Source organism: Leeuwenhoekiella sp. NPDC079379, assembly GCF_044542075.1.
Taxonomy (GTDB): domain Bacteria; phylum Bacteroidota; class Bacteroidia; order Flavobacteriales; family Flavobacteriaceae; genus Leeuwenhoekiella.
In genome coordinates, this window is sequence record NZ_JBITTU010000007.1 from 159,890 (window position 1) to 177,554 (window position 17,665).

Here is a 17,665-nt window from a genome sequence, read left to right on the forward strand (position 1 = left end):
TTAGTCTAATGATTTATTCCGTAAACGTAATGCATTTGCAATTACAGATACCGAACTAAAACTCATTGCCAATGCAGCAATCATAGGAGATAATAAAATTCCAAAAACCGGATACAATACTCCTGCAGCAACCGGCACACCTATAGAATTATATATCAAGGCAAAAAACAGGTTCTGCTTAATGTTTTTCATCACAGCATCACTTAGATTTCTGGCTTTTACAATACCATGCAAATCCCCTTTAACTAAAGTTATTGCAGCACTTTCTATCGCAACATCTGTTCCTGTACCCATCGCAATACCAACATTACTTTGTGCCAGAGCCGGTGCATCATTAATACCATCACCCGCCATCGCTACTTTTTTACCTTCATTTTGCAAGCGTTCTACTTCACTTAATTTATCCTGCGGAAGCATTCCTGCTTTAAAATCGGTTAGATTGAGTTCTTCTGCTACTGCACGAGCTGTATCTTCATTATCGCCGGTAAGCATCACAACTGCTATTCCCTTTTCTTTAAGAATTTCTATCGCATTTTTACTTGTTTCCTTTATTTTATCAGAAATAACGATATAACCTACCGCCTTTTGATCTACTGAAAGAAAAGATACAGTTTTGCCTTTTTTCTGTGCTTCCGTAGCTTGTTGCATCAACCCTTCCGGGATAGTGGCATCTGCTTCCTGCATCATTTTTAAATTTCCTAAAGCAAGAGTCTTACCATTTAGATTTCCTGTTACTCCCTTTCCTGTTACCGAATTAAAATTTTCGGCTTTCCCCGATGGTACATTTTGCTCTTTAGCATAACGAACAGTCGCTTCTGCTAATGGATGCTCACTCAATGTATTTAAGGAGACTATGTATTCTAAAACCTGATTCTCATCAAAGCCTTCAGAAGAACCAATGGCTTCTACAGATGGTTTTCCCTCGGTTATTGTTCCTGTTTTGTCAATAATAAGCACATCAATTTTATCCATTTTCTCGAGTGCTTCGGCATTTTTAATCAATACCCCATTTTGCGCGCCTTTACCCACACCTACCATTAAAGACATGGGCGTCGCTAAACCTAAAGCACAGGGGCAAGCTATAATAAGCACTGCGATAGCATTTACCAGCGCGTAAACATAAACCGGCTCAGGGCCAAAAATCGCCCAAATTATAAAAGTAATAATCGAAATACCAACAACTACCGGCACAAAATATCCCGAAATTTTATCTGCCAATTTTTGAATAGGAGCTTGACTGCGACTCGCCTTGTTGACCATTTCTATAATTTGCGAAAGCAAGGTCTCTCCGCCTATTTTTTCGGCTTTCATTAAAAAGGTCTGTTTCCCATTTATGGTACCACTGCTCACTTTATCGCCGGTCGTTTTACTAACCGGAATAGGTTCACCGGTAATCATCGACTCATCTACCGAAGTTTCTCCTTCGGTAATTACCCCATCAACCGGAATTCTCGCTCCCGGCTTAACTCTCAAAACATCAGCTTTCTCAATTGTATCTATTTTAACTTCCTGCTCTTCCCCATCAACCACTTTTATAGCTTTATTAGGTGCCAATTTCAAAAGTTCTTTAACTGCAGAATTAGTTTTGCTGTGTGCTCGCGCTTCAAGCACCTGTCCCATTAAAACCAGCGTTAAAATTACCGTTGCCGCTTCAAAATAGACGTGTACAGTACCGGACTCTGTTTTAAATTGTGGTGGGAAAAAATTTGGGAATAGCATTCCAAAAACGCTAAAAACCCAGGCTACACTTGCTCCTATACCTATTAAGGTAAACATATTGAGATTCCAGGTTTTTATAGAACGCCAGGCCCGTTCAAAAAACATCCAGGTAGCGTAAAAAACCACAGGTATAGATAGTGCAAACTGAACCCAGTTCCAGTACTTAAGCGGTATCAAATCATATAAAGGGTTGTTGCTGATCATCTCACTCATCGCAATGAGAAATACCGGCAGGGTAAAACCTAATGCAATCCAGAATTTGTGCAATAGTTTTTTATAGGTCTTTTCTTCCGCCGAAAGATCGGGTTCTACAGGAACTAGATCCATACCGCAAATGGGGCAACTACCAGGTTCGTCTTCGACTATCTCAGGATGCATAGGGCAGGTGTATTGCGTGCTGGTTACTGCATTCGCAGATTGCTCTTCTACAAGATCCATCCCACAAACAGGACAATCGCCCGGCTTATCGTAGGTTTTATCTCCCTCACAATGCATAGGACAGTAAAAGGTCCCGGTTCCATTAGTATTTAAGGTCTTTTTCGCTTTTTGCGAATGTTTATCAGGCTTAACTCCGGGCTTAAGAATTTCATAACTACCATCATCTTCTGCCAGTGCCTTTTGAAAGGTCGTAATAGAAATGTGCTGTTCCATCTCAATTACGGCTTCGGCTTTTGCCAAATCAACGCTCGCGTTTTTAACGCCTTTCACATTAGAAAGTGTTTGCTCCACGTGTGTGCGACATCCGTTACATGTCATTCCGGTAATAGTATACGTATGCGTTATTGCCTTGTGCCTTTTTAGTTCTTCAATACCATAAAGACCACCGTCTGCTTCCAGCACCTCTTGAAATTTTTTAAGTTCAATATGCCTTTCCATCTCGATTACAGCTTCTGCATCAGCGAGGTCAACACTTACACCTATCACACCCTCTACCTTAGACAGAGTTTGCTCTACGTGATTGCGGCAACCCTTGCATGTCATTCCTGTAACTGTATAGATATGTGTCATTTCTTAATAATTTGAAATTACAAATTGGTTTTTAAAAGTACTGGGCTAGAGGATATAGCGATAAATTAAACAACCGGTTTATTCTTCAATTAAATTACTTAGTAATGGTTGCCGTAACCGTACCACAGTTCAACATTTTATCACCATAATACGGATTTTTAATTGCCGACTCATTTGATAACCAGTCTGCTCCTTTACCGTTTAGTGCCATAGGGCAATGTTGTTTGTAAAGTGTTCCTGCATTAATATTCTTCTTAAAATAGGATTGAACAGCATTTGAAAATTGAGAAAAAGCTTTACGCTGTATCTCTAAATCTTCTGTTGTAGCCATTGCTTCTGCAGCAGTTTTTAGTTTGATATTATTTTCACCAAATATCATTGCTAAGTTTGCTGCTTCCTGTTTTACTTTTTCAGAATCTGATGCTATGAGCGACAAACGTACTGCATTGTAAGAAGCCCACACTCCTTTTGAAGTGTCGTCTTTAAAAGATAAAATAGCTTTATCTATTCTCATTTCTGATGATTTTGAAGTGGATTCTATAGTCTTAGTACCCTCATCATTTTGTACGGTATTCATCATTTGCTCGTCTCGAGTTACCACTTCTTCAGAAGATTCTTCCTCATTATCGTTTTTCTTATCATTCCCGCAAGCGCCTAGTGTTAGGGTTATAGCGGCAATACCCATAAATTTTACTGTATTTTTCATTGTATCTTTGTTTTTAAAATGTAATTAAATAATTGATTAATGCTGTTTGCTCATAATAGCGCTGTACTGCATTTATTTGATTTTGATTGAATTGTAATTGCAATTCTTGTATATCTAGAATTTCATTAAAATCTATCGTTCCGGTTTCATAATTTTTAAGCAATATTTCTTCAGCATCACGAGCCTGTTCTAAATTCTTTATTTCTTTAGTATAATTTATACGCGCGGTATTTCTATTCTTTAAAGCCTCTGCAAAAAGACTTTTCAACATATTTAACTGTTGGTTTTTTTGAGCGCTCAATTCTTCCTGCTTAAGTTCATTCTGTCGGGAAACCGATTTGTATTTTGAATTAAAAATAGGCACCGAAACCGAAATCATAGGCATAACAACATCCTTTCCGTTGTCTATTATATTCATATCTGTACGTTCAGAAACCGGTATATAATCAAGTCCCACCCCCAGTTTTGGTGCTGCATCTTTTCTATTTACTAATTCAGACTGCGTAATGCTCTCATAAAGTTTGTCGTATTGCAAAACTTCTGGATTTTGAGAAATCTCTTCAATGGAAACTTCTATATCTCGTTGCGGCATTACTAAACTATCTACTAGGTAAACCGGTGTCGTCTCGCTAACATTTAAAACGCTGTTAAATTGAATTTTCGCAGCTTTCAAATCTTCTTCTAAAGCCTCTAGCTGAGCAATCAAATCATTTTGTCGTATTTGTATTTTTAAGAAATCTACCGCCGATGCTTTTCCTACTTCAACTGAGTTTAAAGCTAACTCTTCATAACTCTTAAGCAGCATTAAACTTTCTTTTAAGACCGCAGCACTTGCCTTAATGCGGTACAACTCATAATAGCTCTGGGCAACTTCAAGACGTAACTTTCGCTTTGCAATAGTATACTCAACATAGGTCGCTTCTGTTAGTGCATCCTGGTAATTTACTCGGGCGTTAATACTACCAAACCAGGGCAACATCTGCTTAACTGAAAACCGGGCGCGCTGTGCTCCCACCCGAGTTTCCGGAGTGCTCACAAAATAGCCTGCCGCAAACTCTGTATCTGGCAAACTTTTTACTTCATTAGATTTTTCCTGGGCAATAGAATACCGTACTTCATAAGCCTTTAAATCAGCATTGTTCGTTTCTGCCTGTTCAATATATCCTGCCAGATCCTGTGCTTCCATTTTAAATAAAGCCAGAATAGCGCACAACATAGCGACTAAAGTGCGGTGGCAATATGTTTGTTTATTTTTCATTTCTACACGTATTATTTATAATCCAGACTTGCTTCGACTGTGTGACAGGCTTCAACAGGTTGAGTTTTACTTCCTTAAACTGACTAATCTTCATGCTATTAACTATTGACCCTTAATTTCCTAAATTCTCGTTCCTTTTTCCAACTGTACAATACCGGTACAATGAAATAGGAAGTCACATCTATAATCATCCCACCAAAAACAGGTATCGCCATAGGTATCATAATATCACTACCGCGCCCCGTTGAAGTAAGCACCGGTAATAAAGCGAGTATTGTGGTTACCGTAGTCATTAAGCAAGGTCGTATACGTTTAGTGGCTGCTTCTAGTGTAGCATTGCGAATACCTTTTAGATCTTCTGGAGTCTCCTTGTTAAAAGTCTGGGTTAAATAAGTCGCCATAACCACACCATCATCTGTAGCAATACCAAATAACGCAATAAAACCAACCCAAACCGCAACACTTAAATTCACCGTTTTTATATTGAATAAATCCCTTAAATTTTCTCCAAAAAAACGAAAGTTCAAAAACCAATCCTGCCCATATAACCAAAGCATAATAAAGCCTCCGGCGAAAGCAACTGCGATTCCTGTAAAAACCATCAATGAGGTGGTTACAGATTTAAACTGAAAGTAAAGAATGAGAAAAATAATTATTAACGCCATCGGAATAACTACAGAAAGTGTTTTCTCTGCGCGCAATTGATTTTCATAAGTGCCGGTGAACTTGTAACTAATGCCTTGAGGAACCAATAACTCACCCGAATCTATTTTTGATTGAACCAGTAACTGTGCGTTCTCAACTACATCAACTTCGGCAAAGCCATCTAGTTTATCAAAAAGTACATAACCTACCAGAAATGTGTCTTCACTCTTAATCACCTGCGGTCCCTGCTGATATCTAATTTTAACAAGTTCACCCAAGGGTACGGGAGCCCCATTACTCACGGGAACATAGATTTTATTGAGATCATCTGGATTTTCACGTAATTCTCTGGGATAACGTACGCGCACCATATAGCGCTCTCTGCCTTCTACTGTCTGTGTTATAGGCATGCCGCCTACGGCAACCTCTAGAACTTGTTGTACATCTTGAATAGAAATGCCGTAACGCGCCAATTGCTCGCGTTGAATATCTATAAGCAAATAAGGCTTACCTACGATACGATCTGCAAAAACCGCCTCGCTTTTAACGCCTTCTGTATCTTTTAAAATAGATTCAAGCTGTAACCCAAAAGCTTCAATTTCCTGTAAATTATCTCCTTTCACTTTAATACCCATAGGTGCCCGCATCCCGGTTTGTAACATAACAAGCCGTGTTTCTATAGGTTGAAGTTTTGGCGCAGATGTAATGCCAGGCAGTTTTGAAACACGTGCAATCTCATTCCAGATATCGTCTGGTGAATTTATTTCTGGTCTCCAGTTTCGGTAATATTCGCCAGAATCATCAGCAATTAATTTTTCTGAGGTAACTGGAAAAAAATGCTCGACTGCGTTCAAGCTGACATCATTTTGAGAAGCTGAATTTAAATTGGGATTATAAGTAATCCCCCCATTTTTTAAAATAAAATAGCCGTTTTCGTCCACGCGGTAGCGTTGCTTTTTTCCTTCACTATTCAGCATATATTCGGGTTTATACTGAATGATATTTTCATACATAGACAAGGGTGCGGGGTCTAGTGCAGACTCAGTACGTCCTGCTTTTCCAACAACCGTTTCAATTTCAGGAATACTTGCAACAGCCATATCTAATTGCTGTAAAACCCGTTTATTTTCTTCGACACCGGCGTGTGGCAAGGATGTAGGCATTAATAAAAAAGTTCCTTCATTTAAAGAAGGCATAAATTCTTTACCGGTATTAGAAAGAATAAAACCACCACAAATTAAAACCGTAGCCGGAATCATTAAAAACAGCAGCCTGTTTGCTAAAGCCCATCTCAAAATACGCTCGTAGAAGTGTTTGACCAGCCAGAATGCACCAAAGAACAGTATAAAAATAAGCGATACAAAAAATAGATTGATTAGAATGCTTCGGTTAAAACCTAAAGGACGCCAATAGGTTGCTAATAAATATACAATGGCGATGATTGCCAGTATCATTTCCGCTTGCGGTAAACCATGTAGTGGTAATTTTTTATACCTGCGCAGTAATGCGAGCGTTCCAAAAGCGATTAAAATTAAACCCAGCCAATAGCCAAACCCTACAGCAACACCTCCTAAAATGATGAGTATCATCTGTGTTCCTAGAGCGGCGGTTTTTTTAATTTTCTTTCTACGGAAAATCAAGGCTGCAAAAGGAGGAATCAAAAATAATGCGATAACCAGCGAAGCCGTTAAAGCCGCTGTCTTTGTAAATGCCAGTGGCCAGAATAATTTTCCTTCTGCACCTATCAAGGTAAACACCGGAATAAAACTAATTATCGTTGTGAGAACAGCAGTTACAATGGCTCCCGAAACTTCTGCAGTTGCATTGTAGATAACCGTATTAAGCGGTAGGCGATCTCCGGTTTCTGCATTAGACGCATCGAGATGCCGAATCATATTTTCGGTGAGAATTACACCTACATCTACCATCGTACCTATGGCTATTGCGATTCCTGATAGCGCCACAATATTAGCATCTACATTAAAAAGTTTCATCGCTATAAATACCATCAACACTGCCACGGGCAACAGACCAGAAATAAGCACCGAAGCTCTTAAATTAAAAAGCATCACAATGATAACCAGAATGGTGATGAGAATTTCCATCGTTAACGCTTCATCAAGCGTATTTAAGGTTTCCTTAATAAGTACCGTACGGTCATAAAAAGGAACAATAGTGAGTTGCGATCTAGTGCCATCTGCTAAGACTTTACTAGGTAAACCACCACTTATTTCGCTTATTTTATCTTTTACGTTAGTAATAACTTCCATAGGGTTAGCCCCATAGCGCGCCACCACAACTCCACCTACAACCTCTGCTCCTTCTTTATCTAGAATACCACGTCTTGGTGCCGGCCCAAGACTAACTTTTGCGATATCTTTTACTCGTATAGCTGTGTAGTCTTTTGAAGAAACTACAGCATTCTCGATATCTGAAATAGACTTTACGTAGCCTAAACCCCTTACCAGATATTCGGCCTTATTAATTTCTAAGGTCTGTGCTCCAATCTCCTGATTACTCTCTTTTACAGCGTTTACTAATGTCTCAAGACCTAAGCCATATTGCCTTAGCAGTTCAGGGTTTACGTCTATTTGATATTCTTGTACATAACCCCCTATAGATGCTACCTCAGAAACTCCACCCGCGGCAGCAAGACCATATTTTACATAATAATCCTGTATGCTTCTTAATTCTTGTAGATCCCAACCACCAGTTACATTACCGTCAGGATCACGACCTTCTAAAGTGTACCAGTATATTTGACCAAGGCCTGTTGCATCTGGGCCTAGTGTGGGATTTACACCATCAGGTAATAATGTAGCCGGTAACGAATTTAATTTTTCAAGAATGCGACTGCGACTCCAATAGAATTCTATGTCTTCTTCAAAAATGATATAGATACTTGAAAAACCAAACATAGACGAACTACGAATCGTTTTTACCCCCGGAATACCTAGTAACGCAGAAGTAAGCGGATAACTTATCTGATCTTCTATATCCTGAGGAGAACGCCCCTGCCACTTTGTGAAGACAATTTGTTGGTTCTCGCCAATATCTGGAATGGCATCAACTGCCACAGGATTTGAGGGTATTAAGCCCGTATCCCAATTAAAAGGTGCCGTCGAAATTCCACAACCTATAAAGATTGCAAGAATCAAAAACGCGACAAGCTTGTTTTCTATAAAAAATTTGATGCTTTTATTGAGCATAAGAAATTAGTATTGAGATGGGAATTCTGAATTTCAACAACTAGTTGAAACGCACTAAATTCTTCCGCAACTGCGAAAAATTAAATAGAACATGCAAGAACATATTCTTCTCAATAAACTATCAAATGATAAAAACCTGATCGAGCGTCTGTGTATCTCGTATCAAAGTGGGCGGGGAATATGCCGTATAAGAAGTAGTATCTAAAGTTTCTAAATTAAATAAAGAAACGTAACTGTATAAAAATGTAACCGCAATAAATTGATGTTCTAAATCTAAAGGATGAAAAACCGGTTTTAGATCATCCTGAGCTTCAGCACTTATGGTTTTATCTGAGCAGCACGATTGTGTACTAATTATAGTGTCGCAAGAACCGGCCATTTTATTATCCTGCTTTACCTCCATACCACAGGATTTGGCATGATTGGTAAGTGAGTAATCTACAAGCGTATCGCCGCAATAATGCATATTCACAGTAAATGACATTGTAGTACACAATACTACAAATGCCATTAGAACAGCCATTATTTGGTTAAAAACTTGTTTCATAATACTGCAAAGATACACAAATTCAGATTGCAAATAAAAAGCCTGCAACATTCAATTTACAGGCTTCTATTTATAAAATCTAAAATAATCTTTAAATTTTTACAACCATTTTACCTTTATTCTTTCCATCAAAAAGATCTAAAAATGCTTGTGGAATATTATCGAAACCTTCAACTATTGTTTCTTCATATTCTAATTTCCCAGAAGATAACCATCCTGCAAGTTTTTGAACACCTTCAGGAAAATCTGATCTAAAATCTCCTAAAGTAAAACCACTCATAGTAACACTATTTTTGATTATAGCAGTGTTCACACGTGGTCCTGTGGGAATTTCTTTTTTATTATAATCTGCAATTGCACCACATAAAACTACGTGAGCATTTCGCGCTATATTCGCCATAACTGCGTCAAAAATAGGGCCTCCTACATTATCAAAAAATACATTTACTCCATTAGGTGCTGCTTCTGCAATAGCCGCATTCATATCTGAAGTCGTATTGTAGTTGATCGCTACATCATACCCAAACTTAGATTTAAGCATTTCTACTTTCTCATCACTACCGGCGACACCAATAACCTTGCACCCATTAATTTTACCTATCTGTCCTACAATGGTACCCACGGCTCCTGCAGCGCCAGTTACAACTAAGGTATCGCCTTCTTTAGGCATTCCTAGTTTCATAAGACCAAAGTAAGCCGTTAAGCCCGTCAAGCCTAAAACACCAAGATATGCCGAAAGTGGTGCTTTATCAGGATCAACTTTACTCAAACCTTCTCCCGTAGAAGTTTGAACTTCTTTCCAGGCCAGCATTCCATTTACAAAGTCTCCTTTTTTAAAGTTTTTATTATTAGATTCTATTACTTCAGCAATTATTCCCGAAACTATAGGTTCATTTAGTTTAAACGGTTCTATATATGACTTTTGATCCATCATACGCCCACGTAAATAAGGGTCTACAGAAACATAGCGCGCTTCAAGTAAAATCTCATTTTGTTTTGGCGAAGGAGTATCTTCAGTTTCAAATTCAAAATCTGATATCTGAGGAGTTCCTTCTGGTCTATTTTTTAATTTTATTACTTTATTCATCATTATGATATTTAAATAAAGTACAAAGTTAAACAGGAAACATCAGCAGGTAGCGGAATCTGATTGTAAGGTTTTCTTAAAAGAAGCTAATACATTTAACACTAGCAAGCGTTAGTAAGAGATGCTAAGATGCTTTTTAATACTTGCAGATAGCTCTGCAGGATCAAATGGTTTTGATATAAAATCTGCTACTCCCATAAGAAAGGTACGTGTGATAATGTGCTCTTCATAGACAGAAGATAATACAATTATAGGAAGAACAGGATATTCGGTTTTTGCCCACTTAATTACCTTAAGTCCAGAAGTAAATGGTAAAACCAAATCTATCAAAATCATATCATAGTTTTCCTGCCCTATTTTGATAATTGCTGAAGTACCATCTCTACATACATCAACTAGAAAACCTTCTTTTAAAAGCTTATAATTTAGAGCCGCCGCTAACATAGGATTATCTTCTACGATGAGAATTCGCTGACTCATTATATTGAACCGTTTTTAAAAGTTAATGCAGATATTAACGGCTAATTTAAAACTATTATTTAGTTAATCAATAGTTCATCTTATACTATAGCGGAGCGCCAATAGTCACTAACGATACAATTTAAAATATGGGGTGCTGTTTTTTATTAAATCACTAAAAGAAATTCAACTTTACTCAGATAAAGTAGGGAAATCTTTATCTATACCTATAATTATTTTAGTGGTTTCAACTTTCAATTTTTCAACTAAGATATCTATTTCTTTGGGAGTGGCAACATGAGCGATTTTATCACAAACCTCACTTCCTCTTACGTTCTCTAACATTTCAAAAGAAGGTTTAATATTATGCGCTATTTCTCTAACAGACTCTAAGTCTAAAATTTTCAATTTTGTTTCCATCTCCTCAAGGCGTACGGTAACAGAATCCTTAAAAATTTTTAGACTTTCTAAAATAAATTCAAGATCGTTATCTGATAAATTTTTGAGATAATTTAAAGAAAATGCAGGCTCTGTATATAATCTATTATCACTCATATTGTTAAGAAGACTCCTAACTTTTAAAATATCTTCTTCTAAAAATCCTTTACTCAATACGCCATAAACGTGCGTATCTGTATATATTTTATCCTTAGAATCTGAAATGATTAAAGCGCTACCACAATAGTTGAGCTGGTCATTTAAATATTTTAGAGTCTGTAAAGCTCCTAAAGGTTTAATGTGTTCTTCAATGATGATGAGGTCTGGCAACTCACTTTGTTTAATAAACTGAATTGCCCCCATACCTGTTGTAAAGTTTGTTATGGAAGCTTCAGATGAACGAATAATAGAACTGAAAGCAGTTTGAGACTTCAAATTTGAGTCTATAAAAATAATATGTTTTTTACGAGTACGCACAGCCATTAAAGTCTCTTATTATATAGTATTAAGCAATTGATTTACAATCTGCTGATTTGTCTTTTTCTACAAGAAATTGTAAAATACATTTCTTTAAATCCTCAAGGACTACCGGTTTAGATACATAATCATCCATCCCATTATCAAGGCAGCGCTCCCGCTCTCCCTTTATAGCTCTAGCCGTAAGTGCAATAATGGGTACTCTTCTACTATTATTTTCTAAGAGTCTAATTTCTTCAGTAGCTTCAAAACCACTTAGTATAGGCATTTGTATATCCATTAAAATAAAATCTATAGAAGCATTATTTTTAAAAGCTTCAACCGCCTGAGAACCATCATCTACTTCTATAAGCTTAGCTTGTGGGAGAATCTTACGAATTATCGTACGGGTTAAGAATTTATTTACAGGATTGTCTTCTGCAATTAGTACCGTTGGACATAGTGTTGCTAAATCTATATTTTCTACAGTTTCAAATACGGTAGGAATAGGCGCAACTGGATTTTCAAGATCATCTAAAAATTCAAATAATTGATGCCTTTGAACTGGTTTTACCATCTTACTAATAATACCCAGCTCTTCACTCCTACTATTTATTTGCTGGTCTTCTCCACTACTGTGTAACAATAAGACCGGTAGCTTTTCTTTTGGGATTTTTAGTTCTTTACGCATATGACAAACCAGATCTATCCCATTTATATATGGCATATGATAATCTATAATTGCAAGATCATAATCAATGTCACCCTCTAGAATTTCTAGGGCATCAATACCATTTTCTACTAGAGTTGTTTTAATATTTCTAGTACTTAACATCTCTCTTAAAATAATCCGGTTATTTTGATTATCATCTATGATTAAAACACGCTTTAATGAGATATCTTCAAGAATATTTTGGGTTAAGTAAGGTTCGTTTGCAAAATTAACTGTAAAAGAAAAAGTTGTACCAAAGCCTAATTCACTGGTAACATCAAGTTTACTCCCCATCAACTCCAGCAAGCGATTGCTTATAGTAAGGCCCAATCCTGTACCACCATATTTTCTTGTGGTGGAAGCATCTTCCTGATCAAAAGCTTTAAATATTTTCTGAAGATTTTGGGGCGCAATACCTATACCTGTATCCCGAATTGAAAATTTATAAGTCATTTTCTGACTTTTTTCATCAGCTCCCAGCTGCTCTATTTTAAGTTCTATTTCTCCCTTGTGTGTAAACTTTACAGCATTACTTAATAAATTAATAAGTATCTGACGCAGGCGCAAACCGTCTGCCATTATATATTGATCAAGGTCACCGGGAATATTTAGAAGTACCTCAATATTCTTCTCGTGTGCCTGTTGTTTAATCATTTCTACAGACCTGCCACAAAGGTCACTTAGATATACGTGTTCTTCGCTAATTTCTAGCTTACCAGCCTCTATTTTAGAAAAGTCAAGAATATCGTTTATGAGATCAAGTAGTGAGACAGCAGAAGTATATACAGTCTCCATATACTTACTTTGATTCTCATTTAAATCTGTCTGCATTAATATATCTGTAAAGCCTATTACACCATTAAGCGGTGTGCGTATCTCGTGACTCATGTTTGCCAAAAATTCAGACTTAGATCTATTTGCATTTTCAGCCCGCGTTTTTGCTTTAAGCAGCGAAGCTTCCATAGCTTTTAGATTAGATATATCTGAAGCTACACCTAGATATCCTTTGATCTCACCTTTCTCATTTTTTATCGCAGTAACCACTAAATGGACCTGAAGCTCAGAACCATCTTTTCTAACATAGGTCCAGTCACTAGCTTCAAGATCATTTTTACCTAATTTATGCGTAAACACTTTATGAGTAGCTACTGGCTCTCCGTATAATTCTTCAAGTTGAATAGCATAATCAAGCATTTCTTCTTTGAGGTGAAATACACTGGGTGTCATTTTATCTACAACATCTTCTGCTTTATAACCCAGTAAATTCTCTGCTCCTTTATTAAATTTTCGTATTACATGATTTAAATCTGTCTCAATTATTATTACTTGAGTAGTTGAATCTAATACGGCTCTAAGATCAAGTAAGCTTTTTTCAAGCGCGATTTTTGCATTAATCTCATCGGTCATATCAACTACATGACCTATGAGTGAAGAAACTTCTCCACGCTCATTTTTAAGACCTGAAACCGTTAAATAACAATGTACGATATGGCCATTTTTATGAATGTATCTTTTCTTTATTTGATACGAATCAATCTGATGTTTAATGATTTTTGAAAACTCGTGTATATCGTTATCTCTATCGTCGGAATGCGTAATTTCTTCAATACGATACTTTACTATTTCGTCTTTAGTATAACCCAGCATAGCGGCGAGATTATTATTTACATTACGCCAGCGACCACGTAAATCTACTAACGCCATACCATTAGGAGAGAATTCAAAAACACGCTTAAATCGCGTTGCATTTTCTAAAGATTTACGTTCTAATCTTTTTTTATTAGTAATATCTTCTACCTGAGTAATAATTAAATTATCACTACCATTTTTTACGAGCGAGCAATTAAGATTACACCATATTGAATGCCCCTTAAAATGATAGCACTCGACTTCTATATTGTAATTATCTACATTCCCTTCTAGCAGGTCCTTTCTGTGTTGAACGGCTAAATCAAGAAAATCTGGCTTGATAACGTCTTTAAATGTGTATTTAAGAATATCAGGATCAGATACATGCTCTAAACCAAAAATCTTACGAGCAACAGGATTAACCATTTCAAGTTGACTTTTGCCATTAACTAAGACGATTCCTAATGAAGAATTTTCAAAAACATTTTTAAATCTGAGCTCAGCTTCGTTTTTTTCTAACTCTTGAATCTTACGGTCGTTAATATCCTGAAATGCACCGTAAACACGAATGCATTTACCTTCCCACATTTCTGCTTTACCCATACTACGCACCCACTTTTCTGTGCCATCATCGAGTACTATAATAAGTTCAGCATCATATGGCGTACCATTTTCGGTACACTCTGTAAATAATTTAATAATTAAATCTCTACTCCACCCTTCTTTAAAAAAATTAATTGCGGTTTCAATATTTGGCTCATATTCTTCAGTTAATCCGTGAATTTCTTTAGTGACTTTTGTCCAGGTTATAGTGTTGTTCACGAGATCTACATCCCAGCCACCTACAGTAGCTAATTCATTTGTCTCTTGATAAATTTCATTAAATTTTCTAAGTCTTTTAATTTTACGCGAAAATTCTGTATTTGAAATTTGGCTTTCTTTCTTACCTACAAACTTTAAGATAAGATGTGAGTTACCCATAGCATCTTTATGAATAAAATGCTTAACCTCACAGTTAAGTAATTCTCCATCGCGGGTAAGAAGAGCAGACAAACATTTTTCCTCTGGAAGCTTTTTACCTGTTATAATAAGATTTGAAAAATTTTCTATTTTATGGCGACCTTCATTACCCACACATTGCCACCACAAATCAGCCAAATCTTCTGAAGCGGGCTCCTTATAATCTAATTGGGTCCAGATAGATTGCGCAACTAAAAATTCTTTAGACTTTGTAAGATTTGAATAATAATACCCAAGATTCATCTCACTTGTGAGCCAAGAAAGTAATTCTGGATTTTCACAAATGATACGATGGAAATCTTGATTTAGAGTTGATGCTTTAGACATTGTCTAAAATATTAGATATTAAGTTGGTTTTGAGTTTAAAACAAAGGGTTAGAAACTCACGGGTAAATCAAATGTATGACATTTGAACTTAAATATAAGCTCTTTAACGACAATATCTGTAAATTAATGACTTTTTAATCTAATAAAAAGTTAATTCCTATAAATTATTTAAATAGATATTTTATGATTTATAAATATATTTAACTAATAAAGCCCCGAGAACCTGAGGCTGTTTTGATTAGCTCAATAGTTCTTGATAAATTTAGTTGAGCTTCTACTCTATGAGAAACAAAAATTATCGCTGTTTTACCAGATTGCATTATTTTATTTAATAGTTCTACAACTCGTGCTGCACCTGCTCTATCTAGTGACCCTGTGGGTTCATCTAAAATTAATAAAGGCGGTTGCTTGATCATTGCTCGTGCAATTAAAACCATTCGTTTGTGAGCTTCATCAAGATCTCTAAAACGTATTTCTTTAAAAAATTCTATATTCATAAAAGATAACCAGTCTTCAGCAATCTTAATTTCTAGCGTTGTAGGTTTTTTATAAAGTCCTACGCTATCATAAAAGCCAGAAATAATCATTTCTAAGAGTGTATGCAATCCATCAAAACGCTCTGTCATTTGAGTTGTAAAAAACCCAATTTTTTGCTTGATCTCCCATACACTCTCACCGGTTCCCTTTTTTCTGTCAAAAATATACAGGTTCTTACCATAACCTTTTGTACTATCTCCACTAATCATAGAAAGCAATGTGGTTTTCCCGGCGCCATTAGGACCTTTTAAGTGCCAGGATTCTCCTTTTTTAACTTCCCATGTAATATCTTTTAAAATTGGCTTATCATCAAAATCAACAGAAACCTTCTCAAAACGAACTAATGATTGTGATACATCACTATAATCGTGCAAACTCTGCGGAAAATCACCTACCTGAGTTATTTCTAGTTTTTCAATTTTTCGTTTTGCTAATTGAGTTTTTTCAAATTTGCCCTTTTTGAGCAGTAAACCTTCCGTGATAAATGGCAGCACATCTTCACTACGCTTGTATAATTGTATTAATGTAGTCGTTTTAGAAAGCTGCTCTAGCTTTTCTTTAAACCATTTTACTTTATCGACATCAAGCGCATCAAACGGATTGTCAAGAATTAAAAAATCTGGATTTTGCTTTAACTGGTAATCTAAAAGCAGCTTTTTTCGCTCTCCTGTGGATTTAGTTAATAAACTATCATTCCCTTCTGTAAGTATTCTTTTTGAATGTCTATATTCCTCATCTAAATAATAGTTAAGTGTACTTTCTGAAAAAATTAAACCGGTTTCCCCCGCCTCTTTGATCAACCAGTCTAATGATGCTAATTTTATTACATCTTTTATAGATACGTTAGTTTGAGACACATCAAGGGCATAATGTGTACGGGTTCTCGTTTTAAACTTTGTCATAATAATTAATCAAGCTTAGGTTAGTCCACTTCTAATACTATTTTACCTATATGTTCACTGCTTTCCATTAACTCGTGCGCTTTGCCGGCCTCCTCAAGTTTAAAGGTTTTATCAACAACAGCTTTTATTTTATTTTGAGATAATAAAGGCCAAATAACCTCCATTAACTCGCTAGCTATTTGAGATTTAACCGCAATACTTTGTGGCTTTAGTAAGCTACCCGAAAGTCTCAATTGTTTAGACATCAGTGTCCATAAATTAATTTGAGGCGTTAAACTTTTCATCCCATTAATGTATTGAAGTCTTCCTTTTTTTGCTAAGATGTTTAAATTTTTCTGGGTATAATCACCACCTACCATATCTAAAATCACATCAATTTTATCATCTGCAAAAGCAGTTTCAAAATCGGTTTCCTTATAATTAATAACTTTAGCTAAATCGTGTTTTTCTATATAATCTAACTTGGTTTGAGAACCTACAGTGGTAAACGTGTTCATTCCTAATGCTTTTGCCATTTGCAAGCCCATTATACCTATACCGCTGGTACCGCCGTGAATAAGCAAACCTTCCCCTTTTTGTATTTCAGCTTGCTGAAATATGTTGAACCATACCGTAAAAAGTACTTCTGGCAATGAGGCTGCTTCTACAAAACTCATTCCCTCAGGAATGGGTAAACACAATCCCGCATCTACACAAATTTCAGTAGCATAGCCGCCACCCGCAACAAGGGCACATACACGATCACCTTTTTTAAATGTTGTAACACCTTCTCCTACTTCAATGATTTCACCAGCAACTTCAAGACCGGGTATTCGAGCCGCTGCTGCATCAGAACCATAGGCGTCTGGGTTTTCGCGCGTAAGTATATCGCTGCGATTCACCCCTGCAGCTTTTATTGCTATACGTAATTCACCGCTATTGATTTTTATATCTGGCAATTCCTGAAGTTTAAGAACTTCAGGACCGCCTGCTTCTGTTATAATTATTGCTTTCATAATATTCAGTT

At 36.4% G+C, this 17,665-nt stretch carries 11 protein-coding genes; all 11 read right to left on the reverse strand.

Annotation, left to right across the window (positions count from 1 at the left end):
• The 11 genes from ACIGAM_RS14050 to ACIGAM_RS14100 all read right to left on the reverse strand — a co-directional run bounded on the left by ACIGAM_RS14050 (nt 1) and on the right by ACIGAM_RS14100 (nt 17,654).
• Nucleotides 1-2,727, reverse strand: coding sequence for a heavy metal translocating P-type ATPase (locus ACIGAM_RS14050; protein ID WP_396512108.1), 2,727 nt, complete (start codon nt 2,725-2,727; stop codon nt 1-3).
• Between the two features lie 94 nt (nt 2,728-2,821).
• Nucleotides 2,822-3,433: a hypothetical protein gene (locus ACIGAM_RS14055; RefSeq protein ID WP_396512109.1), complete on the reverse strand. Its 612-nt coding sequence runs from the start codon at nt 3,431-3,433 to the stop codon at nt 2,822-2,824.
• A gap of 13 nt (nt 3,434-3,446) precedes the next feature.
• On the reverse strand, nt 3,447-4,691 hold the full coding sequence (locus ACIGAM_RS14060; protein WP_396512110.1) for a TolC family protein: 1,245 nt from the start codon (nt 4,689-4,691) through the stop codon (nt 3,447-3,449).
• 98 nt (nt 4,692-4,789) lie between these two features.
• Nucleotides 4,790-8,545: an efflux RND transporter permease subunit gene (locus ACIGAM_RS14065; RefSeq protein WP_396512111.1), complete on the reverse strand. Its 3,756-nt coding sequence runs from the start codon at nt 8,543-8,545 to the stop codon at nt 4,790-4,792.
• A gap of 121 nt (nt 8,546-8,666) precedes the next feature.
• The gene (locus ACIGAM_RS14070) at nt 8,667-9,092 is read right to left on the reverse strand and encodes an HYC_CC_PP family protein (protein WP_396512112.1); all 426 of its coding nucleotides are present in this window, start codon (nt 9,090-9,092) and stop codon (nt 8,667-8,669) included.
• A 91-nt stretch (nt 9,093-9,183) separates the two neighbouring features.
• A complete protein-coding gene (locus ACIGAM_RS14075; RefSeq protein ID WP_396512154.1) occupies nt 9,184-10,179 on the reverse strand; it encodes an NADP-dependent oxidoreductase in 996 nt (331 codons plus the stop codon).
• A 111-nt stretch (nt 10,180-10,290) separates the two neighbouring features.
• Entirely contained in the window at nt 10,291-10,659 is a 369-nt protein-coding gene (locus ACIGAM_RS14080) for a response regulator transcription factor (protein WP_396512113.1), read from the reverse strand.
• Nucleotides 10,660-10,830: 171 nt separating this feature from the next.
• Nucleotides 10,831-11,559, reverse strand: coding sequence for an Hpt domain-containing protein (locus ACIGAM_RS14085; RefSeq protein ID WP_396512114.1), 729 nt, complete (start codon nt 11,557-11,559; stop codon nt 10,831-10,833).
• A gap of 22 nt (nt 11,560-11,581) precedes the next feature.
• Nucleotides 11,582-15,220 carry a PAS domain S-box protein gene (locus ACIGAM_RS14090; RefSeq protein ID WP_396512115.1) on the reverse strand — a complete coding sequence of 1,213 codons (3,639 nt, stop codon included), beginning with the start codon at nt 15,218-15,220 and terminating at the stop codon, nt 11,582-11,584.
• Between the two features lie 200 nt (nt 15,221-15,420).
• Nucleotides 15,421-16,659, reverse strand: a complete 1,239-nt coding sequence (locus tag ACIGAM_RS14095) for an ATP-binding cassette domain-containing protein (protein ID WP_396512116.1) — start codon at nt 16,657-16,659, stop codon at nt 15,421-15,423.
• A gap of 20 nt (nt 16,660-16,679) precedes the next feature.
• Nucleotides 16,680-17,654, reverse strand: a complete 975-nt coding sequence (locus ACIGAM_RS14100; protein ID WP_396512117.1) for an NAD(P)H-quinone oxidoreductase — start codon at nt 17,652-17,654, stop codon at nt 16,680-16,682.
• Nucleotides 17,655-17,665: the final 11 nt, after the last annotated feature.

Bases quoted from the DNA above. Each gene is read 5' to 3' on its own strand.
- ACIGAM_RS14050 (WP_396512108.1), bottom strand. From the start codon at position 2,727: ATGACACATATCTATACAGTTACAGGAATGACATGCAAGGGTTGCCGC.
- ACIGAM_RS14055 (WP_396512109.1), bottom strand. From the start codon at position 3,433: ATGAAAAATACAGTAAAATTTATGGGTATTGCCGCTATAACCCTAACA.
- ACIGAM_RS14060 (WP_396512110.1), bottom strand. From the start codon at position 4,691: ATGAAAAATAAACAAACATATTGCCACCGCACTTTAGTCGCTATGTTG.
- ACIGAM_RS14065 (WP_396512111.1), bottom strand. From the start codon at position 8,545: ATGCTCAATAAAAGCATCAAATTTTTTATAGAAAACAAGCTTGTCGCG.
- ACIGAM_RS14070 (WP_396512112.1), bottom strand. From the start codon at position 9,092: ATGAAACAAGTTTTTAACCAAATAATGGCTGTTCTAATGGCATTTGTA.
- ACIGAM_RS14075 (WP_396512154.1), bottom strand. From the start codon at position 10,179: ATGAATAAAGTAATAAAATTAAAAAATAGACCAGAAGGAACTCCTCAG.
- ACIGAM_RS14080 (WP_396512113.1), bottom strand. From the start codon at position 10,659: ATGAGTCAGCGAATTCTCATCGTAGAAGATAATCCTATGTTAGCGGCG.
- ACIGAM_RS14085 (WP_396512114.1), bottom strand. From the start codon at position 11,559: ATGGCTGTGCGTACTCGTAAAAAACATATTATTTTTATAGACTCAAAT.
- ACIGAM_RS14090 (WP_396512115.1), bottom strand. From the start codon at position 15,220: ATGTCTAAAGCATCAACTCTAAATCAAGATTTCCATCGTATCATTTGT.
- ACIGAM_RS14095 (WP_396512116.1), bottom strand. From the start codon at position 16,659: ATGACAAAGTTTAAAACGAGAACCCGTACACATTATGCCCTTGATGTG.
- ACIGAM_RS14100 (WP_396512117.1), bottom strand. From the start codon at position 17,654: ATGAAAGCAATAATTATAACAGAAGCAGGCGGTCCTGAAGTTCTTAAA.